20 protein-coding genes and 1 tRNA gene are annotated in these 24,025 nt (G+C 69.0%); 7 read left to right on the top strand and 14 right to left on the bottom strand.

Translation table 11 applies throughout. The features are described 5' to 3' along the window. Window positions 1–45: 45 nt before the first annotated feature. Window positions 46–453 carry an amidohydrolase gene (locus DEU38_RS14845; protein ID WP_114722183.1) on the top strand — a complete coding sequence of 136 codons (408 nt, stop codon included), beginning with the start codon at window positions 46–48 and terminating at the stop codon, window positions 451–453. A 9-nt stretch (window positions 454–462) separates the two neighbouring features. Here DEU38_RS14845 and prfA read toward each other — a convergent pair whose 3' ends face one another. From prfA to argS, 8 genes are all read right to left on the bottom strand, one after another. Next, complete coding sequence (prfA, locus tag DEU38_RS14850; RefSeq protein ID WP_114722184.1) at window positions 463–1,542, bottom strand: peptide chain release factor 1; 1,080 nt, start codon at window positions 1,540–1,542, stop codon at window positions 463–465. A gap of 163 nt (window positions 1,543–1,705) precedes the next feature. Beyond that, complete coding sequence (rpmE, locus tag DEU38_RS14855; RefSeq protein ID WP_031938367.1) at window positions 1,706–1,939, bottom strand: 50S ribosomal protein L31; 234 nt, start codon at window positions 1,937–1,939, stop codon at window positions 1,706–1,708. Window positions 1,940–2,154: 215 nt separating this feature from the next. After that, the gene (rho, locus tag DEU38_RS14860; protein WP_114722185.1) at window positions 2,155–4,164 is read right to left on the bottom strand and encodes a transcription termination factor Rho; all 2,010 of its coding nucleotides are present in this window, start codon (window positions 4,162–4,164) and stop codon (window positions 2,155–2,157) included. Window positions 4,165–4,496: 332 nt separating this feature from the next. After that, on the bottom strand, window positions 4,497–5,429 hold the full coding sequence (gene thrB, locus DEU38_RS14865; RefSeq protein ID WP_114722309.1) for a homoserine kinase: 933 nt from the start codon (window positions 5,427–5,429) through the stop codon (window positions 4,497–4,499). A gap of 77 nt (window positions 5,430–5,506) precedes the next feature. Beyond that, window positions 5,507–6,610 (bottom strand): threonine synthase, encoded by a 1,104-nt coding sequence (gene thrC / locus DEU38_RS14870; protein ID WP_114722186.1) that lies wholly within the window; start codon window positions 6,608–6,610, stop codon window positions 5,507–5,509. Then, window positions 6,607–7,920, bottom strand: a complete 1,314-nt coding sequence (locus DEU38_RS14875; protein ID WP_114722187.1) for a homoserine dehydrogenase — start codon at window positions 7,918–7,920, stop codon at window positions 6,607–6,609. Before DEU38_RS14875 ends, thrC begins: the two co-directional genes overlap by 4 nt. Continuing rightward, the gene (lysA, locus tag DEU38_RS14880) at window positions 7,917–9,338 is read right to left on the bottom strand and encodes a diaminopimelate decarboxylase (RefSeq protein ID WP_114722188.1); all 1,422 of its coding nucleotides are present in this window, start codon (window positions 9,336–9,338) and stop codon (window positions 7,917–7,919) included. The genes DEU38_RS14875 and lysA overlap by 4 nt, the downstream gene beginning before the upstream one ends. Next, window positions 9,335–10,987 carry an arginine--tRNA ligase gene (gene argS / locus DEU38_RS14885; RefSeq protein WP_114722189.1) on the bottom strand — a complete coding sequence of 551 codons (1,653 nt, stop codon included), beginning with the start codon at window positions 10,985–10,987 and terminating at the stop codon, window positions 9,335–9,337. Before argS ends, lysA begins: the two co-directional genes overlap by 4 nt. 166 nt (window positions 10,988–11,153) lie before the next feature. On the opposite strand from argS, the gene DEU38_RS14890 reads away from it, so the two are divergent. From DEU38_RS14890 to DEU38_RS14900, 3 genes are all read left to right on the top strand, one after another. After that, window positions 11,154–12,059: a DUF3105 domain-containing protein gene (locus tag DEU38_RS14890; protein WP_114722190.1), complete on the top strand. Its 906-nt coding sequence runs from the start codon at window positions 11,154–11,156 to the stop codon at window positions 12,057–12,059. A gap of 8 nt (window positions 12,060–12,067) precedes the next feature. After that, on the top strand, window positions 12,068–12,787 hold the full coding sequence (locus DEU38_RS14895) for a DUF305 domain-containing protein (RefSeq protein WP_114722191.1): 720 nt from the start codon (window positions 12,068–12,070) through the stop codon (window positions 12,785–12,787). Between the two features lie 163 nt (window positions 12,788–12,950). Beyond that, window positions 12,951–13,023 (top strand) — tRNA-Arg (locus DEU38_RS14900). Between the two features lie 63 nt (window positions 13,024–13,086). On the opposite strand, the gene DEU38_RS14905 is transcribed toward DEU38_RS14900, so the two are convergent. Together DEU38_RS14905 and DEU38_RS14910 are read right to left on the bottom strand one after the other, a co-directional pair. After that, a complete protein-coding gene (locus tag DEU38_RS14905) occupies window positions 13,087–14,367 on the bottom strand; it encodes a hypothetical protein (protein ID WP_114722192.1) in 1,281 nt (426 codons plus the stop codon). A 35-nt stretch (window positions 14,368–14,402) separates the two neighbouring features. Then, window positions 14,403–15,428 (bottom strand): TIGR03617 family F420-dependent LLM class oxidoreductase, encoded by a 1,026-nt coding sequence (locus DEU38_RS14910; RefSeq protein WP_114722193.1) that lies wholly within the window; start codon window positions 15,426–15,428, stop codon window positions 14,403–14,405. 90 nt (window positions 15,429–15,518) lie between these two features. On the opposite strand from DEU38_RS14910, the gene DEU38_RS14915 reads away from it, so the two are divergent. Genes DEU38_RS14915 through DEU38_RS14925 form a run of 3 tightly spaced genes read left to right on the top strand, consistent with a single transcriptional unit; the run spans window position 15,519 to window position 19,701 of the window. Next, window positions 15,519–18,815 (top strand): arabinosyltransferase domain-containing protein, encoded by a 3,297-nt coding sequence (locus tag DEU38_RS14915; protein ID WP_258557922.1) that lies wholly within the window; start codon window positions 15,519–15,521, stop codon window positions 18,813–18,815. A gap of 60 nt (window positions 18,816–18,875) precedes the next feature. After that, window positions 18,876–19,211, top strand: a complete 336-nt coding sequence (locus DEU38_RS14920) for a helix-turn-helix transcriptional regulator (protein WP_114722194.1) — start codon at window positions 18,876–18,878, stop codon at window positions 19,209–19,211. A 16-nt stretch (window positions 19,212–19,227) separates the two neighbouring features. Next, window positions 19,228–19,701, top strand: a complete 474-nt coding sequence (locus DEU38_RS14925; protein ID WP_114722195.1) for an SRPBCC family protein — start codon at window positions 19,228–19,230, stop codon at window positions 19,699–19,701. Window positions 19,702–19,727: 26 nt separating this feature from the next. Here DEU38_RS14925 and DEU38_RS14930 read toward each other — a convergent pair whose 3' ends face one another. The 4 genes from DEU38_RS14930 to cysD are packed head-to-tail and all read right to left on the bottom strand — an operon-like array spanning window position 19,728 to window position 23,912. After that, on the bottom strand, window positions 19,728–19,982 hold the full coding sequence (locus DEU38_RS14930; protein WP_114722196.1) for a helix-hairpin-helix domain-containing protein: 255 nt from the start codon (window positions 19,980–19,982) through the stop codon (window positions 19,728–19,730). Window positions 19,983–20,020: 38 nt separating this feature from the next. Continuing rightward, window positions 20,021–21,136, bottom strand: a complete 1,116-nt coding sequence (locus DEU38_RS14935; protein WP_114722197.1) for a 3'(2'),5'-bisphosphate nucleotidase CysQ — start codon at window positions 21,134–21,136, stop codon at window positions 20,021–20,023. Then, the gene (gene cysC / locus DEU38_RS14940; RefSeq protein ID WP_114722198.1) at window positions 21,133–22,986 is read right to left on the bottom strand and encodes an adenylyl-sulfate kinase; all 1,854 of its coding nucleotides are present in this window, start codon (window positions 22,984–22,986) and stop codon (window positions 21,133–21,135) included. Before cysC ends, DEU38_RS14935 begins: the two co-directional genes overlap by 4 nt. After that, window positions 22,986–23,912 carry a sulfate adenylyltransferase subunit CysD gene (gene cysD / locus DEU38_RS14945; protein WP_114722199.1) on the bottom strand — a complete coding sequence of 309 codons (927 nt, stop codon included), beginning with the start codon at window positions 23,910–23,912 and terminating at the stop codon, window positions 22,986–22,988. The genes cysC and cysD overlap by 1 nt, the downstream gene beginning before the upstream one ends. Between the last annotated feature and the right edge of the window lie 113 nt (window positions 23,913–24,025).

Genomic DNA, 24,025 nt, shown 5'->3' on the forward strand with positions numbered 1-24,025 from the left:
CCGGTCTGGACACCGTCAGACCGAGGCCGGACGAAGGAACATCCCATGTTCTCCGCCACAGCGGCGCGCTTGCTGACCGCCGCAGCATTCACCACAGTCACCGTCGCGATCGGACCCGCTCTCGCGCACGCCACCCCGTTCGACGTACAGCCGGCACCGGCGATCTGCCCCAACGGGATGGGAGTCGCCGACGCCACTCCACTGCCCGGTGGACGGCTCGCGATCAGCGTCGACGAGCCGCCGCCGGCCGGCGGCGGCAGGGTCGTGTGGGTCAACAACTCCACCGGCGCCAACGGCATCGCCACCCTCACCAACAACGGGACCCGCGCCGAGTTCGTCGCGGACACCGGACCGGGCACCGTCGTCACCGTGCTCGACGGTGTCTACACCAACGGCGCCGGTCAGCCCTGTGTGCTGGCGCAGGGCGGCGTCGCCACCACCGTCGTCCCCTGACGCGGGCGGCTACTCGGCAGCGAGACGCGCTTCGCGGTCGGCCTTGCCGAGGGCGTCGAGCAGCGCTTCCATGTCGCCGTCGAGGACCGCGTCGAGGTTGTGCGCCTTGAACCCGATGCGGTGATCGGTGATGCGGTTCTCGGGGAAGTTGTAGGTGCGGATGCGCTCGGAGCGGTCGACCGTGCGGACCTGGCTCTGACGACCCGCCGACGCCTCGGCGTCCGCGGCCTCCTCAGCGGCAGCCTGCAGGCGTGCCGCGAGCACCTGCATCGCGCGGGCCTTGTTCTGTAGCTGCGAACGCTCGTTCTGGCAGGTCACGACGATGCCCGTCGGCAGGTGGGTGATCCGCACCGCGGAGTCGGTGGTGTTGACGCCCTGGCCACCCTTGCCCGACGAGCGGTAGACGTCGATGCGCAGATCGGTCTCGTCGATCTGCACCTCCTCGACCTCCTCGGGCTCGGGGTAGATCAGCACACCGGCGGCGGAGGTGTGGACGCGTCCCTGCGACTCGGTCACCGGCACCCGCTGCACGCGGTGCACGCCGCCCTCGAACTTAAGGCGCGACCAGACACCGTCGCGGACGTCGCCCTTCGACTTGATCGAGATGGTCGCGTCCTTGTATCCGCCGAGATCGGAGACCGTGGCGTCGAGGATCTCGACCTTCCAGCCGGCCCGCTCGGCGTGACGGACGTACATCCGGGCGAGGTCGGAGGCGAACAGCGCCGATTCCTCGCCGCCCTCGCCGGACTTGAGCTCGAGCACCACGTCGTCGCCGTCGTGCGGATCCCGCGGGGCCAGCAGGTCGGTGAGTGCCTTGTCGAGCTCGGTGACCGTCTCCTCGAGCGCGGGAATCTCGGCCGCGAAGGTGGAGTCGTCGGCGGCGAGCTCACGCGCCGCCTCGAGATCCTCCTGCGCCGCCACGAGCTTGGCGTACGTGGCCATGACGGGTGCGAGCTCGGCGAAGCGCTTGCCGGCCTTGCGTGCCGCGGTCGGATCGTTGTGCAGTGCCGGATCGGCCAACTGCTGCTCGAGACCTGCGTGCTCGGCCAGGATGTCGTCGATCGCCGACGGCTGCGTCGTCCCTGCCATGGTGGGCTCCTGTTTCGCGTTTCGCGCACTTGTCGGTGTTTTCGAAGCCTCCGGACCGCGGCAAGCGCGCCAAACGCGGTTCAGGGGACGGCACAACTGTCGTGCCGGAGAAAAAGACCGACGCCCGGCCTGCAGAATCGCAGGACGGGCGTCGGCGGGACAGCTACTGGTCGGCAGCGGCCTTCTTGTCGGCACGCTTGCCGTAGCGAGCCTCGAAGCGAGCCACGCGGCCGCCGGTGTCGAGGATCTTCTGCTTGCCGGTGTAGAACGGGTGGCACTGCGAGCAGACCTCGACGTTGATACGTCCGCTGGTCGCGGTGCTGTGGGTCTCGAACGTGTTACCGCAACCGCACACGACGGTGGTGGCGACGTATTCGGGGTGGATTCCAGCCTTCATGGTGTCCCTTTCGATGGCCGCCGGGTCGACCTCGCCGTTCGAGGCCGTGAACCGGAACCGGACATGATTGTCACGCGATCGCCCATTCTGCCAGAGGCGGACGCATCCTCATAAACGCGCCCCCACGCAGATTGATTCCCGCCCGATACGACCTCGTCCCCGCTGCGCGAGGCACACGGGGACGAGGTCGTCGATCAGGTTCGGGCCTGTGGAGGTCAGTCCCCCAGCGCGCCCGGAGCAGTCTTCGAGACCTGCATCAGGAACTCGATGTTGCTCTTGCTCTTCTTGAGGCGGTCGACGAGCAGGTCGATGGCCTGGTGCGAATCGAGGCCGGAGAGCACACGCCGCAGCTTGTGCACGACGGCGAACTCGTCGGGGCTCATCAGCAGCTCGTCCTTGCGGGTGCTGGACAGGTTGACGTCCACCGCCGGGAAGACGCGACGCTCGGCGATCTTGCGGTCGAGCTTGATCTCGGCGTTGCCGGTGCCCTTGAACTCCTCGAAGATCACGGTGTCACCAGTCGAGCCGGTCTCGACCAGCGCGGACGCGATGATGGTCAGCGAGCCACCGTTCTCGATGTTGCGAGCGGCACCGAGGAATCGCTTCGGCGGGTACAGCGCGGTCGAGTCGACACCACCGGACAGGATGCGTCCCGACGCGGGCGACGAGTTGTTGTACGCGCGGCCCAGACGGGTGATCGAGTCGAGCAGAACCACGACGTCGCGACCGGCCTCGACGAGGCGCTTCGCGCGCTCGATCGCCAGCTCGGCAACCGAGGTGTGATCGGCCGGCGGACGGTCGAACGTCGAGGCGATGACCTCGCCGTTCACCGAGCGCTGCATGTCGGTGACTTCCTCGGGACGCTCGTCGACGAGGACGACCATGAGGTAGCACTCGGGGTTGTTGACCGTGATCGCGTTCGCGATGTCCTGCAGGACGGTGGTCTTACCGGCCTTCGGCGGCGACACGATCAGGGCACGCTGACCCTTACCGATCGGCATGATCAGGTCGATGACACGCGTGGTGAGGATGTTCGGCGTGGTCTCGAGGCGCAGTCGCTGGTTCGGGTAGAGCGGCGTGAGCTTGTTGAACTCCGGACGCTTGCGCGCCGCCTCGACGTCGCCACCGTTGACGGTGTCCAGGCGCACCAGCGGGTTGAACTTCTGCCGCTGGTTGCTCTGCTGCTCGCCCTCACGGGGAACGCGGACCGCGCCGGTGATCGCGTCACCGCGACGCAGGCCGTTCTTGCGAACCAGGTTCATCGAGACGTACACGTCGTTCGGGCCTGCGAGGTAGCCGGAGGTGCGCACGAACGCGTAGTTGTCGAGGACGTCGAGGATGCCGGCGACCGGCTGCAGGACGTCGTCCTCGCGGATCTCGGGCTCGCGGCCCTCGCGGACCTCGCCGCCCTCGCCACGGTCGCGTCCACGACGGCGCTCACGGAAACGGCGTCCGCGACGTCCGCGACCGCCCTCTTCGTCGTCACCGTCACGGCGTTCACCGCGACCTTCGCCACGAGGTCCGTTGCCGCCCTGGGAGCGGTCGCCGCCCTGAGCACGCTCGCCGCGGTCACCGCGTTCGCCACGCTCACCGCGCTCACCGCGCTCACCGCGCTCACGACGTCCGCCGCGCTCGCCGCGGTCGTCGGACTGCTGGTCCTTGCCCTGGTCCTTGGTCTGCTCCCGGCCCTGCTCCTGCTTGGAGTCGGCCGCCTTGGGCTCGGCCTGGGCGGTGTCGGCCTGCGCGTTCTCCGCCTCGGCACCCTCGGGAGCACCCGTACGACGCGAGGCGCCGCGACGCTGACGACCACGACGGCTGCCCTGCTCGGCGTCGGCGCTCTCCTGCACATCGGCAGTCGCCGGTGCCGACGACTCGGCGCTCTCCTTGCGAGGCGCCGGCGCTTCCGCGGCGGGAGCGGCTTCGGCAGGAGCCGCCTTGGCGGCACTCGAGCCACCCTGACGCTCCTTGATTGCGGCGATCAGGTCACCCTTGCGCATTCCCGAGGTGCCCTTGATACCGAGTTCGCCCGCGAGCGAACGAAGCTCGGCGAGCACCATCCCGGACAGCCCGGCTCCACGCCGGGCCTCGGCACGCTTGGTGGACGCGACGACCGCGCCCTCGCGCGGTGCAGCGTCAGAAGTCTTTGGAGAATTACCCGCCCGGGCACCCTCGGCCTCTGCCGGGGAATCTTGAACAGGCGTGGCAATCAGGTCCGTATCGGTCACGGAGGTCCTTTCCTTCCCTCGCTCGCGCTGCGCAAAGCCGAGGGTTCGTCCCGCAGTTCAGTCGACAACTGAACTCGGATGTGCCGTATCCGCTGGATGGAATGTCGGCCTTGTCCCCCATCACATCACCCGAGAAGGCGGGTGCTGTCGATCGATCCACGCAGAAGAAATCGCGTAGGAATCGTGCCAGGATTACCCCGAAGAAATGGAGTGATTGCCCTGGTGAAGCACCGGCGTCTGAAGCGCACGATGTACGGACACGCTCAGGATAGCGGCGAATGCCCTACTCGGCAAGAACCAGTCCTGAGCGCGTCCCATCGGTCCATCCGGACTCAGTCGATCTGAACGCCGTCTGCGATCTCGAGTTCGAGCACTCGCAGGGCCTCGCGCTCGGCCTCGACCCGCAGCGCCTCCGGGAACGGCCGGTCGGAAAGCGCCAGCACGGTCGGGCCGGCGCCCGAGACGGTGGCCGCGATCCCCGCCTCACGGAGCTTCGCGATCCACCGCGTCGTCAACGGCAGCGCCGGAGCGCGCTGCGTCTGGTGCAGCTTGTCCTCCGTCGCGGTCATCAACAGATCCGGTCGCTGGGTGAGCGCGACGACCGCGAGCGCACCGCGGCTGACGTTGAACGCGGCGTCGCGGTGCGGAACCGTCTCCGGCAGCAGTCCGCGGGTGAGCGCGGTCGACGAACGCTCGGACGGCACCAGTGCCACCACTCGGACGTCGGGGTGCACCGGCAACCGCACCGCGCGGTAGAGGCGCTGCGCATCGTCGTCGTCCGAGGTCTCGCTCCACGACACCACTGCCCCGCCCAGCACGCTGGCGGCGGCATTGTCGGGATGTCCCTCGAACTCCGACGACAGCTGCACCAGCTGCGCGTCGGTGAGCTCGAGTTCGGGAGCCGCCTTGCGGGCGAGTCCGTTGGCCGCGGCCAGGCCACCGACAGCGGCCGAGGCCGAGGAACCGAGCCCGCGCGAGTGCGGAATGGCGTTCCGGCACACCACATCCAGGCCGTCGGCCCACACTCCCGCCGCTTCGAGACCCCGCTCGATGGCGCGGACGACGAGGTGCGACGGACCCCACGGCACGTCGTCGGCGCCCTCACCCTCGACCCGGACGGTCAGGCCCGACTCGGTGGTGGTGACCGTGATCTCGTCGTACAGACCCAGCGCCAGCCCCAGGGTGTCGAATCCCGGACCGAGATTCGCACTGGACGCGGGGACGCGCGCGGTCACCGTGAGTCCGATGGGGAGGGTCTGTGTCATCGTCTGGTTCCGAGTCGTGGTCCGGGTCGTCTCGTCCTGGTTCGCCGGCGTGGCTGCCGTGTCCCTGGCCGCGGTCACTACGCCAGCTCGAGGGCGGAGGCGACAGCCACGGGGTCGACCGGGATCGGCTGCACCGCAGGCATGCCCGCGAGCGCGGTGTCGGGATCCTTGAGGCCGTTGCCGGTGACGGTGCAGACCACGGTCAGGCCGGAATCGAGCCAGCCCTCCTTGCGCGCGGCGAGCAGGCCCGCGACGCTGGCGGCCGACGCCGGCTCCACGAAGACACCCTCGGTGGCCGCGATCAGGCGGTACGCCTCGAGGATCTCCTCGTCGGTCGCGGCACGGAACGCGCCGTTCGACTCCTCCTTGGCGGCGACGGCACCGTCCCACGACGCGGGTGCGCCGATGCGGATCGCGGTCGCGATGGTCTCGGGATCCTTGACCGGGGCGCCGTGCACCAGCGGAGCGGCACCGGCGGCCTGGACACCGAGCATGCGCGGACGCACCGAGGTGATCCCGTCGGCGAAGTACTCCGAGTAGCCGCGCCAGTAGGCGGTGATGTTGCCGGCGTTACCGACGGGCAGCGCGTGCACGTCGGGGGCCTTGCCGAGGGCGTCGCAGATCTCGAATGCGGCGGTCTTCTGGCCCTCGATACGCACCGGGTTGACCGAGTTGACCAGGCCGATGGTCGGGAACTCGGCGGTGGTCTTGCGAGCCAGCTCGAGGCAGTCGTCGAAGTTGCCCTGCACCTGGATGATTCGCGCGCCGTGCATGACGGCCTGCGCGAGCTTGCCCATCGCGATCTTGCCCTGCGGAACCAGCACGGCGCAGCCCATCCCGGCCTTGGCGGCGTACGCGGCGGCGGAGGCGGAGGTGTTACCGGTGGACGCGCACAGCACGGCCTGCTGGCCGCGGGCGAGGGCGTCGGTGACGGCCATCGTCATGCCGCGGTCCTTGAAGGAACCGGTGGGGTTGAGGCCCTCGACCTTGAGGTACACGTCGCAGCCGGTGAGCTCCGACAGGTGCCCGGCGGGCAGCAGCGGCGTGCCGCCCTCGCGCAGGGTGACGGTCTTCCAGTTCGGTCCGATCGCGAGCCGGTCACGGTAGGCCTCGATCAGTCCCGGCCACGGCGTGTGGACGGGGGTGGTCTTGGTATCGGCCTTGGGGTTGGCGCCGGTCATTCGGAGGTACCTTCCAGTCGGAGCACGCTGGTCACAGCGGTTACAGATTCGAGTTCGGCAAGGGCGGCAACCGTTTCCGACAGTGCCGCGTCGTTCGCGAGGTGAGTGACGACCACCAGGCGCGCGCCGTCGCCGGCGCCCTCCTGCCGGACCGTGGAGATGCTGACGCCACGCTTGGCGAACTCGGCGGAGACCGCCGAGAGGACGCCGGCGCGGTCGGCGACCTGCATGTTCACGTAGTACCGGGTGGGAATGTCGCCCATCGGCGCGATCGGCAGGTCCGCGTACTTGGACTCGCGGGGTCCGCGTCCGCCGTGCACGCGGTTGCGCGCGGCCATGACGAGGTCGCCCATGACGGCCGACGCGGTGGGAGCGCCACCGGCGCCCTGGCCGTAGAACATCAGGCGGCCCGCGGCGGCGGACTCGACGACCACGGCGTTGTAGGCGCCGTTGACACCGGCGAGGGGGTGCTCGCGCGGGACGAGCGCCGGGTACACGCGGGCGGAGACGCGCTCGCTGCCGTCCTCGCCGACGATGCGCTCGCAGATCGACAGCAGCTTGATCGTGCAGTCCAGCGACTTCGCGGCATCGAGGTCGGCGGAGGTGATCTTCGAGATGCCCTCGCGGTACACGTCACCGGCAGTGACGCGGGTGTGGAACGCGATCGATGCGAGGATCGCGGCCTTCGACGCCGCGTCGAAGCCCTCGACGTCGGCGGTCGGGTCGGCCTCGGCGTAACCCAGACGACCGGCCTCGGCGAGCGTGTCGGCGTAGTCGGCGCCGGTCTCGTCCATCGCGGACAGGATGAAGTTGGTGGTGCCGTTGACGATGCCGAGGACGCGGTCCACACGGTCACCGGCGAGGGACTGGGTCAGCGGGCGGATCACCGGGATCGCGCCGGCGACGGCGGCCTCGAAGTACAGGTCCACGCTCTGCCGCTCTGCCGCCTCGGCGAGTTCGCCGGTGTACTCGGCGAGCAGGGCCTTGTTGGCCGTCACCACGGACTTGCCCGCGTTGAGCGCTGCGAGCACCAGCTTGCGCGGCAACTCGATACCGCCGATCACCTCGACGACCACGTCGACGTCGTCGCGGGTCACGAGGGACTCCGCGTCGGTGGTCAGCAACTCCCGCGGCACGCCGCGATCACCGTCGATGCGGCGCACCGCGACACCGCGCAGTTCCAGACGCGCACCGACTCGGGCCTCGAGGTCCGTCGAGTGGTCCCGGATGATCCGAGCCACCTCGCTGCCCACGGTCCCGAGGCCGAGAACAGCCACCCCGATGGCGCGCTGCGCCGATTCGCTGGTCACTCCGAAACCTCCAAGCTGAGCAGATCTTCCACAGTTTCCCTACGCAAGATTAGGCGTGAGGCGCCGTCTCGCACTGCCACCACGGCTGGGCGGGTGAGCAGGTTGTACCGGCTGGACATCGAATAGCAGTATGCGCCCGTCGCCGCGACCGCGAGCAAATCTCCGGGACCCAGGTCGTCCGGCATCCACGCGTCGCGGATGACGATGTCACCACTTTCGCAATGCTTGCCGACGACACGCGCGACGACGGGCTCGCCGTCGCTGTCCCGCGAGACCAGACGCGCATCATATTCCGCCTGGTACAGCGACGTGCGGATGTTGTCACTCATGCCGCCGTCGACGCTGATGTACCGCCGGGTCGCACCGGCGTCGAGGGTGACGTCCTTGATGGTGCCGACCTCGTACAGCGTGATGGTGCCCGGACCGGCAATCGCGCGGCCGGGTTCGACCATGAGGGTCGGGGTGGGCAGTCCCGCGGCCTCGGACTCGGTGGCGACGATGTGCGCGAGCTTGGCCGCGAGCTGGTCCACGGGCGGCGGATTGTCGCTGGACAGGTACGAGATACCGAGACCGCCGCCGAGGTCGACGATCGACAGCTGCGCGGTCTTCTCCGGCCCGAAACGGTCGACGATCTCGCGCATCAGCCCGATCACGCGGTGCGCGGCCAGCTCGAAGCCGTCGACCTCGAAGATCTGCGAGCCGATGTGGCTGTGCAGACCGACCAGTCGCAGGTTCGCCGAAGCGAACACGGCGGCAGCCGCCTCCATGGCCTTGCCGCCGGACAGCGAGAACCCGAACTTCTGGTCCTCGTGGGCGGTCGCGATGAACTCGTGGGTGTGCGCCTCGACACCGACCGTGATCCGGATCAGCACGTCCTGCACGACACCGTGCCGAGCCGCGACCTCGTCCAGGCGGTCGATCTCGACCATCGAGTCGAGCACGATGTGCCCGACGCCGGCGGTGACCGCGGTGTCGAGTTCGGCGACGGACTTGTTGTTGCCGTGCATCGTGATGCGCCCGGCGGGGAACCCGGCGTGCAGCGCGACGGCGAGTTCGCCGCCCGATGCGACGTCCATCGACAGTCCCTCGTCACGCACCCAGCGGGCGATCTCGGCGGACAGGAACGCCTTGGACGCGTAGTGCACGCGCTCGGCGCCGCCGAACGCGCGCGCCATTTCGCGGCACCGGGACCGGAAGTCGTCCTCGTCGACGACGAACAGCGGGGTGCCGTACTTCGCGGCCAGGTCGGTGACCGGGACACCGGCGATGCGGACGACACCGTCGGCGCCACGCTCGGCGCCACGCGGCCACACCTGCGCGGGCAGCGCCGTCATCGCCGACGCCGTGGTCGGACGCGGCGGCAGCCCGGGGGCGTGCTGGATCTCGGCGTGCCGGGGACCGGCGGGATGCGCGTTCACATGCGCTCCGGGGTGGAGACGCCGAGCAGTCCGAGACCGTTGGCCAGCACCTGACGCGACGCGTCGCACAGGGCCAGACGCGCGGTGTGCAGGTCGCCGGCCTCCTCCTCGCCCTGCGGCAGGATGCGGCACGCGTCGTAGAAGCGGTGGTAGGTGCCCGCGAGCTCCTCGAGGTACCGCGCGATGCGGTGCGGCTCGCGCAGGTCGGCGGCCTTCGCCACGACGCGCGGGTACTCGCCGATGGTGCGGATGAGGTCGCCCTCGCGGTCGTGCGTGAGCAGACCCAGGTTCGGGTTCTCCGCGCTCAACCCCAGGTCGGCGGCGTTGCGGGCGATCGAGCACAGGCGCGCGTGCGCGTACTGGACGTAGTACACCGGGTTCTCGTTGCTGGTGCTGGTCCACAGCTCGAGGTCGATGTCGATGCTCTGGTCCACCGACGAGCGCACCAGGACATACCGGGCGGCGTCGACGCCGATCGCCTCGACGAGATCGTCGAGGGTGATGACGGTGCCGGCTCGCTTGCTCATCTTCACGGCCACGCCGCCGCGAACGAGGTTGACCATCTGCCCGATCATGACCTCGACGGTGTCCGGATCGTCACCGAACGCGGCCGCGGCGGCCTTGAGGCGGCCGATGTAGCCGTGGTGGTCGGCGCCGAGCATGTAGATGCACAGGTCGAAGCCGCGGGCCCGCTTGTTCTGGAAGTACGCGATGTCACCGGCGATGTAGGCCGCGTTGCCGTCCGACTTGATGACGACGCGGTCCTTGTCGTCACCGAAGTCGGTGCTCTTGAGCCACCACGCACCGTCCTCGTGGTACAGGTTGCCGGAGCTCTTGAGGGTCTCGACCGCCGTCTCCACCGCGCCCGACTCGAACAGCGAGTTCTCGTGGAAGTAGACGTCGAAGTCGACGCCGAACTCGTGGAGCGTGCGCTTGATGTGGGTGAACATCAGCTCGACGCCGATGGACCGGAAGGTCTCGTGGCACTCGGCCTCGGGCAGCTCGAGGACGCCCGGGGCCTGCTTCTGCACATCGGCGGCGATGTCGACGATGTATTCGCCGGCGTACCCGTCCTCCGGCGCCGGTTCGCCCTTCGCCGCGGCGATCAGCGAACGCGTGAAGCGGTCGATCTGGGCGCCGTGGTCGTTGAAGTAGTACTCGCGCGTCACGTCGGCGCCCTGCGTGGACAGGATACGGCCCAGCGCGTCGCCGACCGCGGCCCAGCGGGTTCCACCGAGGTGGATGGGGCCGGTGGGGTTCGCGGAGACGAATTCGAGGTTGATCCGCTTCCCGGCGAGCGCGTCACCCGCGCCGTACGCCGCGCCCGCCTCGAGCGCCTTCGCGACGATCGCGCCCTGCGCGTCGGCTGCGAGGCGAATGTTGAGGAAGCCGGGTCCCGCGACGTCGGCCGAGTCGATGCCCTCGGACGCCGTCAGCGCCTCCGCCAGCCAGGTGGCCAGATCGCGGGGATTGACGCCGGCCTTCTTGGCGACCTGCATCGCCACGTTGGTGGCGTAATCGCCGTGCTCGGGATTTCGCGGACGCTCGACCGTCAACGTCGCGGGCAGTACGGATACGTCGAGTCCGTGCTCGGCGAGCACCTTCGCGGCGGTCCCTCGGAGCAGTTCGGCAAGGTCGGCTGGAGTCACAGGAGTCCATCTTATTGCCTGGACGAGCACACCGATTACCCAGTATCGCCCTCTCAGAGGTTTCACTCAGGGTCGGAACGTACAGTGGTGAAGCCTGAGGGGGATCGGGGAGGCTACATACTCCTCGGAGATGCCCTATGTCCAATCACCGAAAGAGCACTCATCGATGCCCAGCGGTTCGGAAAGTCGCGGTCCCGGAAATAACAACACCCGGGCCAAGTCAGCCAAGGCAATCAAGGCAGCGAAGAACAAGGGCGGGGTGCCTGCCGCCAAGCGCGGCGGGGGCACGGCGCGCCAGATTCCGTGGCTGACCATCGGCGCGGTCATCGCCGTCGTCGCCCTGATCGGCGTCCTCGCGATCAACATCTTCCCGAAGTACCAGGATCAGCAGGCGGTGGCGAAGTTCACCCCGTCCGAGTCCAATCAGGATCCGTCGACAGCGATCGACGGCGTCGTCACGGTCGACTACCCGGCCGGCGTGCACGTCGACGCGACCCAGCGGGTCGCGTACGACCAGACCCCGCCGTTCGGCGGACCGCACGATTCCGTGTGGGCCACATGCATGGGCACCGTGTACGCCGATCCGATCCGCACCGAGAACGCCGTCCACTCGCTCGAACACGGCGCGATCTGGATCGCGTACAACCCCGACAAGATCGACGACGCGCAGCGCAAGCAGCTCGAGGAGCGTGCAAGCTCCCGTGACGGCTACATGCTGATGTCTCCGTACCCGGGCATGGACTCCCCGATCTCGCTGCAGTCGTGGGGACACCAGCTCGAGGTCGACACCGCCGATGACGAGCGCATCGACCAGTTCATCGCCGCCCTGCGCCTCAACCGGTACGCCTACCCCGAGGTCGGCGCGAGCTGCTCGACGATCCCCGGCTCGTTCGATCCCGCCAACCCGCCTCCGTTCGACGCGGCCGCGCCGGGACCGGACGCGGTCCCGATGGACGGCGGCGGCATCACGCCGGACGCGAGTGAGACCGGCGGCGGCGCCGGTCTGCCCAATGGCATGCAGATTCCGACCGAACTCCAGCAGCCGGCGCCCGCGACCGGCGGAAACGGCTGACCGACCCGATGACCGACAACCAGAACCAGGCCGAGGCCGGTCCCGCTCCGTCCAGCCGCAGTCAACGAACGGCGCTCACCGTGATCGGGCTGATCGGTGTCCTGGCCATCGGATTCGCGCTCGGGTTCTTCGTGAAGCTGCCGCTGAACGACGACACCACCACAGTCCCGAAATCTGATTCCGTCGACGTCGGGTTCGCGCAGGACATGACGGTCCATCACAACCAGGCCATCGACATGGCCACGATCGCGCTGACGAAGTCGGGCGATCAGGCGGTGAAGAACCTCGCGTACGACATCCTGACGACCCAGCAGAACCAGGTCGGCCAGATGCAAGGCTGGCTGGCCCTGTGGGATCAGGCGCCACTGCCCAGCGGCGGGTACATGACCTGGATGACCGAGGGCGAGGGCCACGGTCATTCGGACCACGCAGCGGCATCGACGGCGGAGCCGGCGCAGGACTCCAGCTCGATGCCGGGTATGGCGAGCCCCGAGGAGATGTCGGCGCTGGGACAGTCGTCGGGGCCGGCGCTCGACGTGATGTTCCTTCAGCTCATGCTGCGGCACCATCAGGGTGGGCTCCCGATGATGCAGTACGCCGAGCAGTACGCGGACGTTCCGGTGGTTCGTAACCTCGCGAAGACGATGGTCGCGACGCAGCAGGGCGAGTCGACGCTCATCACGGGCATGCTCGCGGAGCGGAACGCCGCCCCGCTACCGATGAACTAGTCGGTACGCCTGTGGACCGGGCGGCGCATCCTCGAACGGGTGTGCCGCCCGGTCTCGTTTCCGCGCCGACCGGCCGAGAAACACCGATCTACCAGGCGATGTGGATGATCGCCGACAATGCGCTACGCTAACTCCGCCCACTGGCACACCGGATTTCCGGTGCGCCCCCGTAGCTCAGGGGATAGAGCGTTCGCCTCCGGAGCGAAAGGCCGCAGGTTCGAATCCTGCCGGGGGCACCGAGAAGGCCCCACTCTTTCGAGAGTGGGGCCTTCGGCCGTTTCCGGGCATGGTCCGTGACGTCAGTAGGCCCCCCGGGCTCCCGATCGCAGATCGAGTCCCCACGCGCCCACACCGCACAACACGATCGCTGCGAGGGCAACCGCGGCGGCGGGCGCCGAGACCGACACCTGCGGTTCGAAGACCGACGACGACGCGTAGTCGGCGTACCGTTCGGTGATCGTCCAGGCCGCTGCCGCGATGCCCGGGATCCCGACGGTGAACGGTAGCGAGAGTCCGACCGTGGACGCAGGCGCAGCTGTGGGCAGACAGGCACCGACCACGTACCCCGCTGCGGCGGGCAGCACGAACATGGAGGCGATCGAGCGGAGATCCCACTCGGGTGCCACCAGGGACGCCGCAGCCACCGCCGCCAGGAGCGCGAACCCGGCCACCGGAACCGGCCACCGGAGCCCCGTCGCGACTCCGGCGACGATCAGCGCGGCCGGAATCGCGAGGGCCCACCAGTCGGTGCTCGACCACGGCATTCCCCCTGTTGCCGCGGCGAGTACCGCGACACCGGCGAACACCACCTGCCCGTCACGCCCGGGCAACTGCCACGCGATCCAGGCAACCAGCGCCACCGTCACACCGACGTACGGATACCACCACTCGGGACGCGCCCCCGACTCGATCAGGATCCAGTTGGCCGCGAAGGCCGCGACGGGCAGTGCGGCGGCGACCGCGAGCCACCGGGTGTCGACCCGCGCAGTCCACGAAACTCTCCGATCGACGAGAGCCGTCAGGACGACCAGGACCGCGGCTACGACGGCGGGCCACAGGCCCACCACGCCCGACTGCTCCACGGACTCGCGCGACGTCAGCGGGGCATAGCCGATCCAACCCGAGTCCGCACTACCGAACCGACGCAGGTCGACGACGGACCCCGACAGCAGGAAGGCACCGATGGCACCCCCGACGAGCGCGGCCTGGACGTTCCGATCGCGGGCGGCGAGAGGTGAGATCGCACCCAGAACCATGCCTGCGGCAACGGAATTCGAGTACAGGAGCACCGCCGGATCGTCGGGATACGACAGCACCTCCGGCAAGGCGAGCAGCAGCAGCCCGGCCACGGCAGCGGCCGTCACCAGCGTCACCGAGCGCCGCCGGGTCAGTGCAACCGTCACCAGCACGGCCACGACGGCGGCACACGCGACACCCGCCCCGTTCGCGGAGAGGGCGTCGGGCAGCCTGCTCCCGCCCCTGACGTAGTCGTCGGGCATCGGCGACCACAACACCCGACCGGCGAGCACACCGCACAGCAGTGCGGCGAGCACGGGCACGATCCGAGCGACACGACTCATCCCACTCCCCTCCACAACTCTCCAGCTTCCGGGCCCTACATGGCCTGCAACTCGGCCACCACGTCGGCCATCCGCCGATCCTGGTCGGGGTTCTCGGGCAGCGCCAGCGTGACACCCTGCGCGACGCCGTCCAGACGCCGGCTGATCGCGTCGGCGAGCGTGTCGTAGCGCGCGGTAGGCACGATCGTGCCGAGGACGTCGTCGGTGACGATGTCGCGCAACCGATCCCAGTCCTCGCGACGGACCAGATCGGACAACCACCCCTGGAGGTCGGGGAAGCCGTGACGCTCGAGCGCACCGCGGTAGGCCGGCGTCGAGTACAGGAACGCGAACAGGCGGCGGCGACGTTCGCGTTCCTCGGCGACGTCCGCGTCGGTCGCGCCGGTGATCACCTGCAGTCCGGCAACGACATCGAAGCCGTCGAGGCAGCGACCTACCGTCGACGCACCTTCGGTCAGCGCCGGCACGCATTCGTCGACGAGGTAGCGCGGATCGGAGTTGGTGGGGTGGGTGACGAGGCCGTCCGCGCACTCTCCTGCGACGCGGCACATGAGCGGTCCCACGCCGCCCAGGTAGATCGGGGGCATCGGGGTTGCCGAATCGGGGCCCGGGTTGAAGTACGGCTGCATCCGCGTGAAGCGGTACCTGTCCCCCTCGTACGCAACGAGTTCTCCGGTGCGGAACGTCGCGAACGCGGCCCGCACGACGCCGACGTATTCACGCATCGCCGCCGCGGGCGCGCTCCACGGCATTGCGTACCGCTCTTCGATGTTCTGCCGGATCTGGCTGCCGAGACCGAGATGGAACCGTCCGCCGGACAGCTTCGACAGGTCCCATGCGGTGTAGGCGGTCACGAGCGGGCTGCGCACGAACGCGAGCGCCACCGAGGTCCGCACCGTGATCCGTTCGGTGGCCTGCAGCGCGAGCAACGCGAGCAGGAACGGGTCGTGCACGGTCTCCGAGACGTGGAGGCCGTTGTAGCCGGCGGCCTCCACGCGTCGGGCGAACTCGGCCACCTTCGACAGATCGATGGCGGGATCGGTTCCGGTGTAGACCTTCATCCGTCAGTTCTACCCGGCGAATTGCCGGATTTCGCAGTGACGCGGTGCGTATGGCCGCGGTTCGTGTGATTGCGGTTACCATCGCTTCTCGTGGTCGACAGCATGGTGGGGGCGGAGCATGCATCCGCGAGCGGGCAGGCACGAGCAGACGATCGGGCGGCGTCGAGGTGGGGGCTTCGACGTGCGCGACTGGTCGCGATCGTCGCGGCAATCGTCGGCATCGTGTCGGCGCTGGTCATACCTTTACTGCCGGTGCATCAGGAGCAGGCGACGCTGTCGTGGCCGCAGAACGGCGTCACGACCAGCGTCGAGGCGCCCCTCGTGTCGTATGCGCCCTTCACCTTCGACGCCCGCATCCCGTGCGCGACGGCCGCGGGCCTCGACGACGGAGGCCTTCTGGTCTCGACGATTCCCGCCGGTGCGCCGGGAACGGAGCAGTACGGCCTCATCGCCAAGACCGTGGCGGCGTCGGAGTCCACACCCGCCCGCCTGGAGGTGATCCTCCGCGACAGGTCGCTGATCTCGACTCCGCTGTCGGAACTGCGCGGCGTCGACTGCGCGATCGTCATCTCGTCCGATTCGAACCGGACGACGGCGTCGATCACGGGCCCCGGCGGGGAGTTGACGACGAAGACTGTCGAGGGCGACGTCCGCCCCCAGATGGTCGGCGTGTTCAGCGATCTCGACGGTTCGGCACCGGCCGGGTTGCAGGTGACCGCGGAACTCGACACCCGGTTCTCCACGACGCCCACGCTGATCAAGATCGTCGCGATGATCGTCGCGGTGCTGGCGACGTTGCTGGCCCTGCTCGCGCTGCATCGACTCGATCTGACGGACGGCCGCCGGGCGCGCCGTTTCCTGCCCGCCCGGTGGTGGCGTTTCGGGGTCGTGGACGTGGTCGTCATCGGAACGCTGCTGCTGTGGCACTTCATCGGCGCGACCACTGCCGACGACGGCTACCAGTACACGATGGCGCGCTCGGCGCAGTCGTCCGGCTACATGTCCAACTACTTCCGCTACTTCGGTGTCCCGGAGACCCCGTTCGGCACCCCGTACTACTACATCTTCGGACTGCTCGACGACATCTGGAACGCGAGTCCGTGGGTGCGCCTGCCGGCGCTGCTCGCGGGCATCGTGACGTGGATGGTGCTCAGTCGCGAGGTGGTGCCGCGGCTCGGTGCCGCGGCGCGCACGAGTCGCCTCGCGCTGTGGACGGGCGCGTTGGGCTTCCTCGCGGTGTGGTTGCCGTACAACAACGGCCTGCGTCCGGAACCGATCGTCGCGGCCGGTGTGCTGCTCACCTGGTGCTCGGTGGAGCGGGCGATCGCGACCCGGCGCCTGCTGCCGGCGGCGGTCGCGATCCTCGTCGCCGCCGCGACGCTCTCGGTCGGGCCCTCCGGAATCATCTGTTTCGCTGCACTGCTCGCCGGACTGCGGCCGCTCCTGCGGATCGTGATCGCACGCGCGAAGACCGTCGGTTTTGCGGCGCTGTTGTTGCCGCTCGTGGCCGCCGGCACCGCCATACTCGTCGCGATCTTCGCCGACCAGACGCTCGCGGTCGTCCCGGCGATGCAGGACGCCCACGACGCCGGCGGCCCGAGCGAGAAGTGGTTCAGCGAGAACCTGAGGTACCAGTGGTTGCTCAACGACACCGCCGACGGCTCGCTCTCGCGGAGGTTCGGCATCTTCGTGATGTTCCTGGGGCTCGCGGTCTCCGTCCTCGCGATGTTGCGCAAGGGAGGACGCATCCCCGGCACCTCGGCCGGTCCGTCCCGCCGCATCATCGGGGTCACGTTCGGCGCTGTCGCGCTGATGATGTTCACGCCCACCAAGTGGACGCACCACCTCGGCGTCTTCGCCGGCCTGGCGGGTGCCCTCGCTGTGCTCACCGCAGTCGCCGTCAGCACGGCGGTGCTGCGCTCGCCCCGTAACCGTGCTCTGTTCGCAGCCGGGATCCTGTTCCTCCTGGCGTTCACGTTCATCGGGACGAACAACTACTGGTACGTGTCGGCGTGGGGTGTGATGTGGTGGGACAAGCCGCCGTCGCTCGCCGGCACCGGAGCTGCGACCGTGCTGTTCGGTGGGGCGATCGTGATGGTCGCGGTTGCCGCGTGGTGTCACGTCCGCGATTCCCGTGTACCCGAACCTGGTTCCCGCACCCGGTGGTTGTGGGCGCTGCCCCCGCTGACGATCGCCGCCGCCGCGATGGTGCTGTTCGAGGTGCTCTCGCTCGCGAAGAGCACGGTGAGCCAGTACCCCGCGTACTCGGTCGGCAGATCGAACTTCGACGCGCTGCGTGGCCAGAACTGCGGGCTCGCGAACGACGTGCTGCTCGAAACCGATCCGAATGCGTCCATGCTGCAACCGCTCTCGGGCGACGCGGCGACCGCGCTCGCCGGCACCGAATCCACCGGGTTCGGGCCCAACGGCGTCGCGTCTGATCTCAGCGCCGACGCGGAGACCGCGGCATCGGGCACCGCAAACATGGTCAACCCCGACACGACGACCACCACGACGGACACCGCGGCCGGAACGGGCGGCGGCGAGGGATCGGTGGGCGTCAACGGCAGCTCCGTCGCGCTGCCGTACGGGCTCGACCCCGCCACCACGCCCGTGCTCGGCAGCTACCGCACCAGCGAGCAGACCCCGGCGTCACTGGTCAGCGGCTGGTACGGTCTGCCGGCCGTCGGCGACGACGGCACCCGCGGCGACATCGTCTCGATTGCGGTCGCCGGGCGGATCCGCTCGATGGACCGCGACGGCATCGTCACGTACGGCCAGGACCTCGAGCTGGAGTACGGCGTCCGCCGACCCGACGGTTCGGTGGACGTCCTGGGCCGGGCGCTGCCCTTCGACATCGGGCCCGAGCCGTCGTGGCGGAACGTGCGGGTTCCCCTGGACCAGTTGCCCGCCGAGGCCGACGCGGTTCGTCTCGTCGCCTCCGACGAGGACCGCGATCCCGATCAATGGCTCGCGGTCACTCCTCCGCGAGTTCCGCAGACGCGAACCCTCCAGGACGTCGTCGGGTCCGACACCCCGGTGCTCGCGGACTGGGCCGTGGGGCTCCAGTTCCCGTGCCAGCAGCCGTTCTCGCATCTGAACGGTGTCGCGGAGGTGCCTGGGTACCGGATCCTTCCCGATCGCCCGGGTGCGGTCTCGACGAACCGGTGGGAGGACCATTTCGGTGGTGGCCCGCTGGGCTGGACCGACCAACTGTTGACCGCCGAGACGATCCCGTCGTATCTCGATCACGACTGGCGTCGGGACTGGGGACAGATCGAACAGTTCACGCCGCGCAACGAGTCCGCGGTGCCGGCCGAACTGACGACGGTGACGGAACGGCGGTCGGGGCTGTGGAACCCGGGTCCGATGACCCTGCGTTTCTGACGGCCCGCGAATTGACGTCGATCCCTTGACTTAGAGCGGCGAGCGAGAATACTTAAGTGGGTGCTTAAGTATTCCGCGCCACTCGACGGGGTGTTCCACGCACTGTCGGATCCGAGTCGGCGCGGAATGGTCGAGCGACTCAGCCGCGGCCCGGCCTCGGTCAGCGAGCTCGCGGCGCCGTTCGACATGTCACTGCCCGCCGTAGTGCAGCATCTCCGGGTGCTGGAGGCGTCCGGACTCGTCCGGTCCGAGAAGATCGGCCGAACCCGCACGTACCAGCTGATCCCGGGCGCTCTCGACCCCGCCGGACAGTGGATCGCCCAGCGGCGCACCACCTGGGAGCGTCGACTCGACCGACTCGGCGACTACCTCACCGAGACCGACGAAGCACGCTGATTCGTAAGGAGCAGCCATGAGCACCCGATCGGTCACCCATTCCACATTCGTCATCGAACGCACCTACGACGCCGGCCCGGAACAGGTCTTCCACGCGTTCGCCGACCCCGACACCAAGGCCCGCTGGTTCACCGCCCCCGACGAATGGGTGTCGGGCGAGAACACGATGGACTTCCGTGTCGGCGGTCGCGAGACCACCGCGGGCGGGCCGAAAGACGGCCCGGTGCATTCGTTCTCGTCCATCTACCAGGACATCGTGCCGAACGAGCGAATCGTCTACACGTACGACATGCACATGGACGACGTCCGGACCTCCGTGTCGCTGGCGACGATCGAGTTGTTCCCGTCCGGGGCCGGCACTCGGCTGATGATGACCGAGCACGGCGCGTTCCTCGACGGCTACGACGACGCCGGGTCCCGCGAGGAAGGCACAAATCTTCTACTCGACGCGCTCGGGGCCGCCCTGGCGGCCGAGTCCGCATCGGCGTAATCGTCGATCCCGACGACGGAGGCCGGTTACGGAGCCCCGAACTCCGGTCGATCCCGGTGTGCCCGCTCGAGGACCGCAGCGATCGCCGCGCGGGCTTGCGGGCTGTTGCGCCAGCAAGTCGACCCGGTGACGGCAGCCCCCGCGTCGAGGATGTCGTCGGCGTGGACGGATCGCAATGCGTCGAAGCTGTCGTGGCCCATGTCTTCGAGCCGTCGCACCACGGTGGGCCCGACACCCTTCAGAGCCAACAGGGCCGACCGTTCGCCGTCATCGAATGCCACGGGGGTGACACTACCGGCAGGTCTGAACGCCTAGCTAGCTAGCGTTGCGGTTCGATGATCGCCGTGATCGAGTCGATCTCGGCGCTCGGGATCGCGAAGTGTTCGGTGATCGCGACGGTGAGGGTGTCGCGTCCGAAGCTCATGTCGAGCAGGAAGCGGGCCACCACGTCGGTGCCCCACTCCCGGAACTCGAGGTCCCGGACGGCGCTGATCGGCCGGTACTGCGCTCCGTTCTCGAGCATGGCGCGAATCTCGTCGCCGGAATCGCCTGTGCGCTGGCCGTTCTCGTAGCGGTGACAGTGCCGGGCGAGCCGGACCTTGCTGGTGTCGTGGGTGACGAGGGAGTCGATGTATTCGCGCGCCATCGCCACCCGCGGGGTGTCGGTGGGACCGCCGGTCTCCTCGGCGATCCCGGCGAGCAGCGGGACCGCGAGGTCGCGGCGGCAGATGAGCAGGTCGGGCAGGTACGGATGGGGTTCGTTGTAGCGCAGGGGCGTCCCGTCGATCCGGGAACAGTGCAGTCCGGCGGCCAGAGCGACGCCCACCGGTGCCGCCGAGTCCCATTCCCATTGCCCACCGGCGTGCACGTACGCGTCGGCCTCACCGCGCAGCACCGCCATCGCCTTCGCTCCCGCCGACCCCATCGGGGCGACGTCGGCGCCGACCCGCCGGGCCAGCGCGTCGACGAACTGCGGTGGCCGGCTGTCGCTCACCAGGATTCGTGGCCGAGCACGGTCGGTGGCGACGGCGTGGACCGCACCGCTGACGTACACCTCGCGGCGCGCGGGTTGTGCGACGGCGGCGGCGGTGATGCCGAGTCCCCGCTCCCACAGCGCGACGTGGACGGCCCAGTCGGTGCGGCCCACGAGGCCGTACTCCCGAGAGCCGTCGAGCGGGTCGATGATCCACACCCGTGGATTGTCCAGCCGGAACGGGTCGTCGGCGGATTCCTCGGACAGCACGGCGTCGCCGGGCCGGGCGGCGGCCAGCCCGTCCAGCAACAGGACGTTGGCCGCCTTGTCGCCGCGTCGGCCCAGTTCCTTCGCGGCCGCCCGGTCGAGCGGGGTCTCCCCCAGCTCGCGGGCGCGGATCTCCAGTAGCAGGTCGCCCGCGCGAGCGGCGAGGTCGGCGGCGAGTTCGGCGTCGGTGCTCACAGGTGCAGATACTCCATGATCTTCGCGGCCTGCGCGACCGGGTCGCCGTCCTCGGGCCGCAGCACCAGTTCGGCGTCCTCGGGCGCCTCGTACGGGTCGTCGACGCCGGTGAAGCCGGTGATCTCCCCCGCCCGCGCCTTGGCGTACATGCCCTTCGGGTCGCGCGCCTCGCACTGTTCGATCGGGGTGTCGACGAACACCTCGACGAACGGCAGCCCGGCCTCCTCGTGCAGGCGGCGCACCCGGTCCCGGTCCGCGCGGTACGGACTGATGAGCGATGCGATCGCGACGGTGCCGCCGTCCGCGAGCAGCTGCGAGACCGCACCCACCCGACGGACGTTCTCGGCGCGGTCCGCGGCAGTGAAACCGAGGTCGGCGTTGAGTCCGTGCCGGAGATTGTCGCCGTCGAGCCGGTAGGCCGGCACCCCGGCCGCGACCAGGCGGCGTTCGAGCTCGACGGCCACGGTGGACTTGCCGGACGCCGACAACCCGGTGAGCCACACGGTCATCCCGCGCGTGGCCCGCTCCTCCCTGGACACCGCGGCCGAGTGCCACACCACCTTCGATTCCTTGAGCGTCGGGCCGGTGATCATGCCGGCCGCGACGGTGTTGCCGGTCGAGTCGTCGACGAGGATGAAGCTGCCCGTGACCCGGTTGCGGCGGTACGGGTCGAACAGCAGCGGCTGCTGGGTGCGCAGCTGGATGCGTCCGATCTCGTTGAGCGTCAACGACTGCGCGGTCTCGTCGCGGTGCAGGGTGTTGACGTCGAGGCGGTAGTCGAGCCGGACGACCTGGCCCCTGGTGGCGCGCGTGGTGTGCAGCACGGTGTACCGGGCGTCCTCGCTGAGGGCCGCCTGCTCGGTGAGCCAGCAGACCATCGCGTCCAGCTCCTGACCGACGAGCGGGCGGTTGTTGGGCCGGCACAGGGTGTCGCCGCGGCTCACGTCCAGGTCGTCGGCCAGCTGCACGCACACCGCGGACGGCGCGAACGCCTCCTTCACCGGCTCGCCGCCGGGCCCCCAGATCGCGGCGATCGTCGACGTGAATCCCGACGGCAGGGCGACCACCTCGTCGCCGGGTTTGAACACACCGCTGGCCACGGTTCCGGCGTAGCCGCGGAAGTCGTGCAGGTCGGCGTCGGTCTGCTGCTGCGGCCGGATCACGTACTGCACGGGCAGGCGCGCGTCGATGAGGTTGCGATCGGACGCGATGTGCACGTCCTCGAGATGGTGCAGCAGCGACGAACCCTCGTACCACGGCATGTTCTCGGTGCGGGTGACGATGTTGTCGCCCTTGAGTGCAGACACCGGAATGAACGTCAGGTCGTGCACGTCGAGTTTGGTTGCGAACTGGCCGAACTCGTCCTTGATCTCCTCGAATCGCTCCTGCGACCACTCGACGAGGTCCATCTTGTTCACACACAACACGAGGTGCGGGATCCCGAGGAGCGTCGACAGGAACGCGTGCCGCCGGGTCTGCTCGAGCACACCCTTGCGGGCGTCGACGAGGATCAGCGCGAGGTCCGCGGTCGAGGCGCCGGTGACCATGTTGCGCGTGTACTGCTCGTGACCGGGGGTGTCGGCGATGATGAACTTGCGCTGTGGGGTGGCGAAGTAGCGGTGCGCGACGTCGATCGTGATGCCCTGCTCGCGCTCGGCCCGAAGTCCGTCGGTGAGCAGAGCGAGATCGGTGTACTCGGTGCCCCGCTCGCGACTGCTGCGTTCGACCGCCTCGAGTTGGTCCTCGAAGATCGACTTCGAGTCGTACAGCAGGCGTCCGATCAGGGTGGACTTGCCGTCGTCGACGCTGCCCGCGGTCGCGACGCGGAGGAGTTGCTGGGTGTGCACCATCAGAAGTACCCCTCCTTCTTGCGGTCTTCCATCCCGGCCTCGGAGATTCGGTCGTCGGCGCGGGTGGCGCCACGCTCGGTGATGCGGCTCGCGGCCACCTCGGTCACGACCTCGGCCGCGGTGACGGCCGACGACTCGACGCAGCCGGTGCACGTCGCATCGCCGACGGTACGGAACCGGACGAGTTCGTCACGGGACTCCTCCCCCGGTAACAGGGACAGGAACCGCGTGTGCGCCAGCAGCATTCCGTCACGCTCGACGACGGGTCGGCGGTGGGCGTAGTAGATCGACGGCAGCTCGATCTCCTCCGCGGCGATGTACTGCCAGATGTCGAGTTCGGTCCAGTTCGACAGCGGGAACACCCGGATGTGCTCGCCCCGGCGGTGTCGCCCGTTGTAGAGGCTCCACACTTCCGGGCGTTGCGCCTTGGGATCCCACTGGCCGAACTCGTCCCGGAAGCTGAACACCCGTTCCTTGGCGCGGGCCTTCTCCTCGTCGCGCCGGGCGCCGCCGAAGACCGCGTCGAAACGGTTGTCCCGGATGCCGCGGAGCAGGGTGTGCGTCTGCAGCCGGTTGCGGCTGGCCCGCGGGCCCGTCTCCTCCACCACGTGCCCGGCGGCGATGTCGTGCTCCACACTCGCCATGACCAGTCGCAGCCCCAGGCGGTCGACGGTCCGGTCCCGGAACTCGATGACCTCGTCGAAGTTGTGTCCTGTGTCGACGTGCATCACCGCGAACGGCAACGGCGCGGGCCAGAAGGCCTTCGCCGCGACGTGCAGCATGACCACCGAGTCCTTGCCGCCGGAGAACAGCAGCACGGGACGCTCGAACGTCGCGGCGACCTCACGGAAGATGTGGACCGCCTCGGCCTCGAGCGCCTGCAGGTGGGACAGCTCGTAGGTGGACGGGGATGCCAGGGGTGTCACGCGCGGCTCCTCGACGGATCAATCGGTACAGTTTTGTACCGGGTCGGTTCGCATACTGACTCTGAGCCGAGAATAGAACCGGTTCCACCGGGCGGTCAATGGCTCGCGATCAC

It is taken from the genome of Rhodococcus sp. AG1013, from assembly GCF_003350365.1.
Taxonomy (GTDB): domain Bacteria; phylum Actinomycetota; class Actinomycetes; order Mycobacteriales; family Mycobacteriaceae; genus Prescottella.

Bases quoted from the DNA above. Each gene is read 5' to 3' on its own strand.
- cysC (WP_114722198.1), bottom strand. From the start codon at position 22,986: ATGGTGCACACCCAGCAACTCCTCCGCGTCGCGACCGCGGGCAGCGTC.
- rpmE (WP_031938367.1), bottom strand. From the start codon at position 1,939: ATGAAGGCTGGAATCCACCCCGAATACGTCGCCACCACCGTCGTGTGC.
- thrB (WP_114722309.1), bottom strand. From the start codon at position 5,429: ATGACACAGACCCTCCCCATCGGACTCACGGTGACCGCGCGCGTCCCC.
- DEU38_RS14890 (WP_114722190.1), top strand. From the start codon at position 11,154: ATGCCCAGCGGTTCGGAAAGTCGCGGTCCCGGAAATAACAACACCCGG.
- prfA (WP_114722184.1), bottom strand. From the start codon at position 1,542: ATGGCAGGGACGACGCAGCCGTCGGCGATCGACGACATCCTGGCCGAG.
- DEU38_RS14895 (WP_114722191.1), top strand. From the start codon at position 12,068: ATGACCGACAACCAGAACCAGGCCGAGGCCGGTCCCGCTCCGTCCAGC.
- DEU38_RS14905 (WP_114722192.1), bottom strand. From the start codon at position 14,367: ATGAGTCGTGTCGCTCGGATCGTGCCCGTGCTCGCCGCACTGCTGTGC.
- DEU38_RS14845 (WP_114722183.1), top strand. From the start codon at position 46: ATGTTCTCCGCCACAGCGGCGCGCTTGCTGACCGCCGCAGCATTCACC.
- DEU38_RS14910 (WP_114722193.1), bottom strand. From the start codon at position 15,428: ATGAAGGTCTACACCGGAACCGATCCCGCCATCGATCTGTCGAAGGTG.
- thrC (WP_114722186.1), bottom strand. From the start codon at position 6,610: ATGACCGGCGCCAACCCCAAGGCCGATACCAAGACCACCCCCGTCCAC.
- DEU38_RS14925 (WP_114722195.1), top strand. From the start codon at position 19,228: ATGAGCACCCGATCGGTCACCCATTCCACATTCGTCATCGAACGCACC.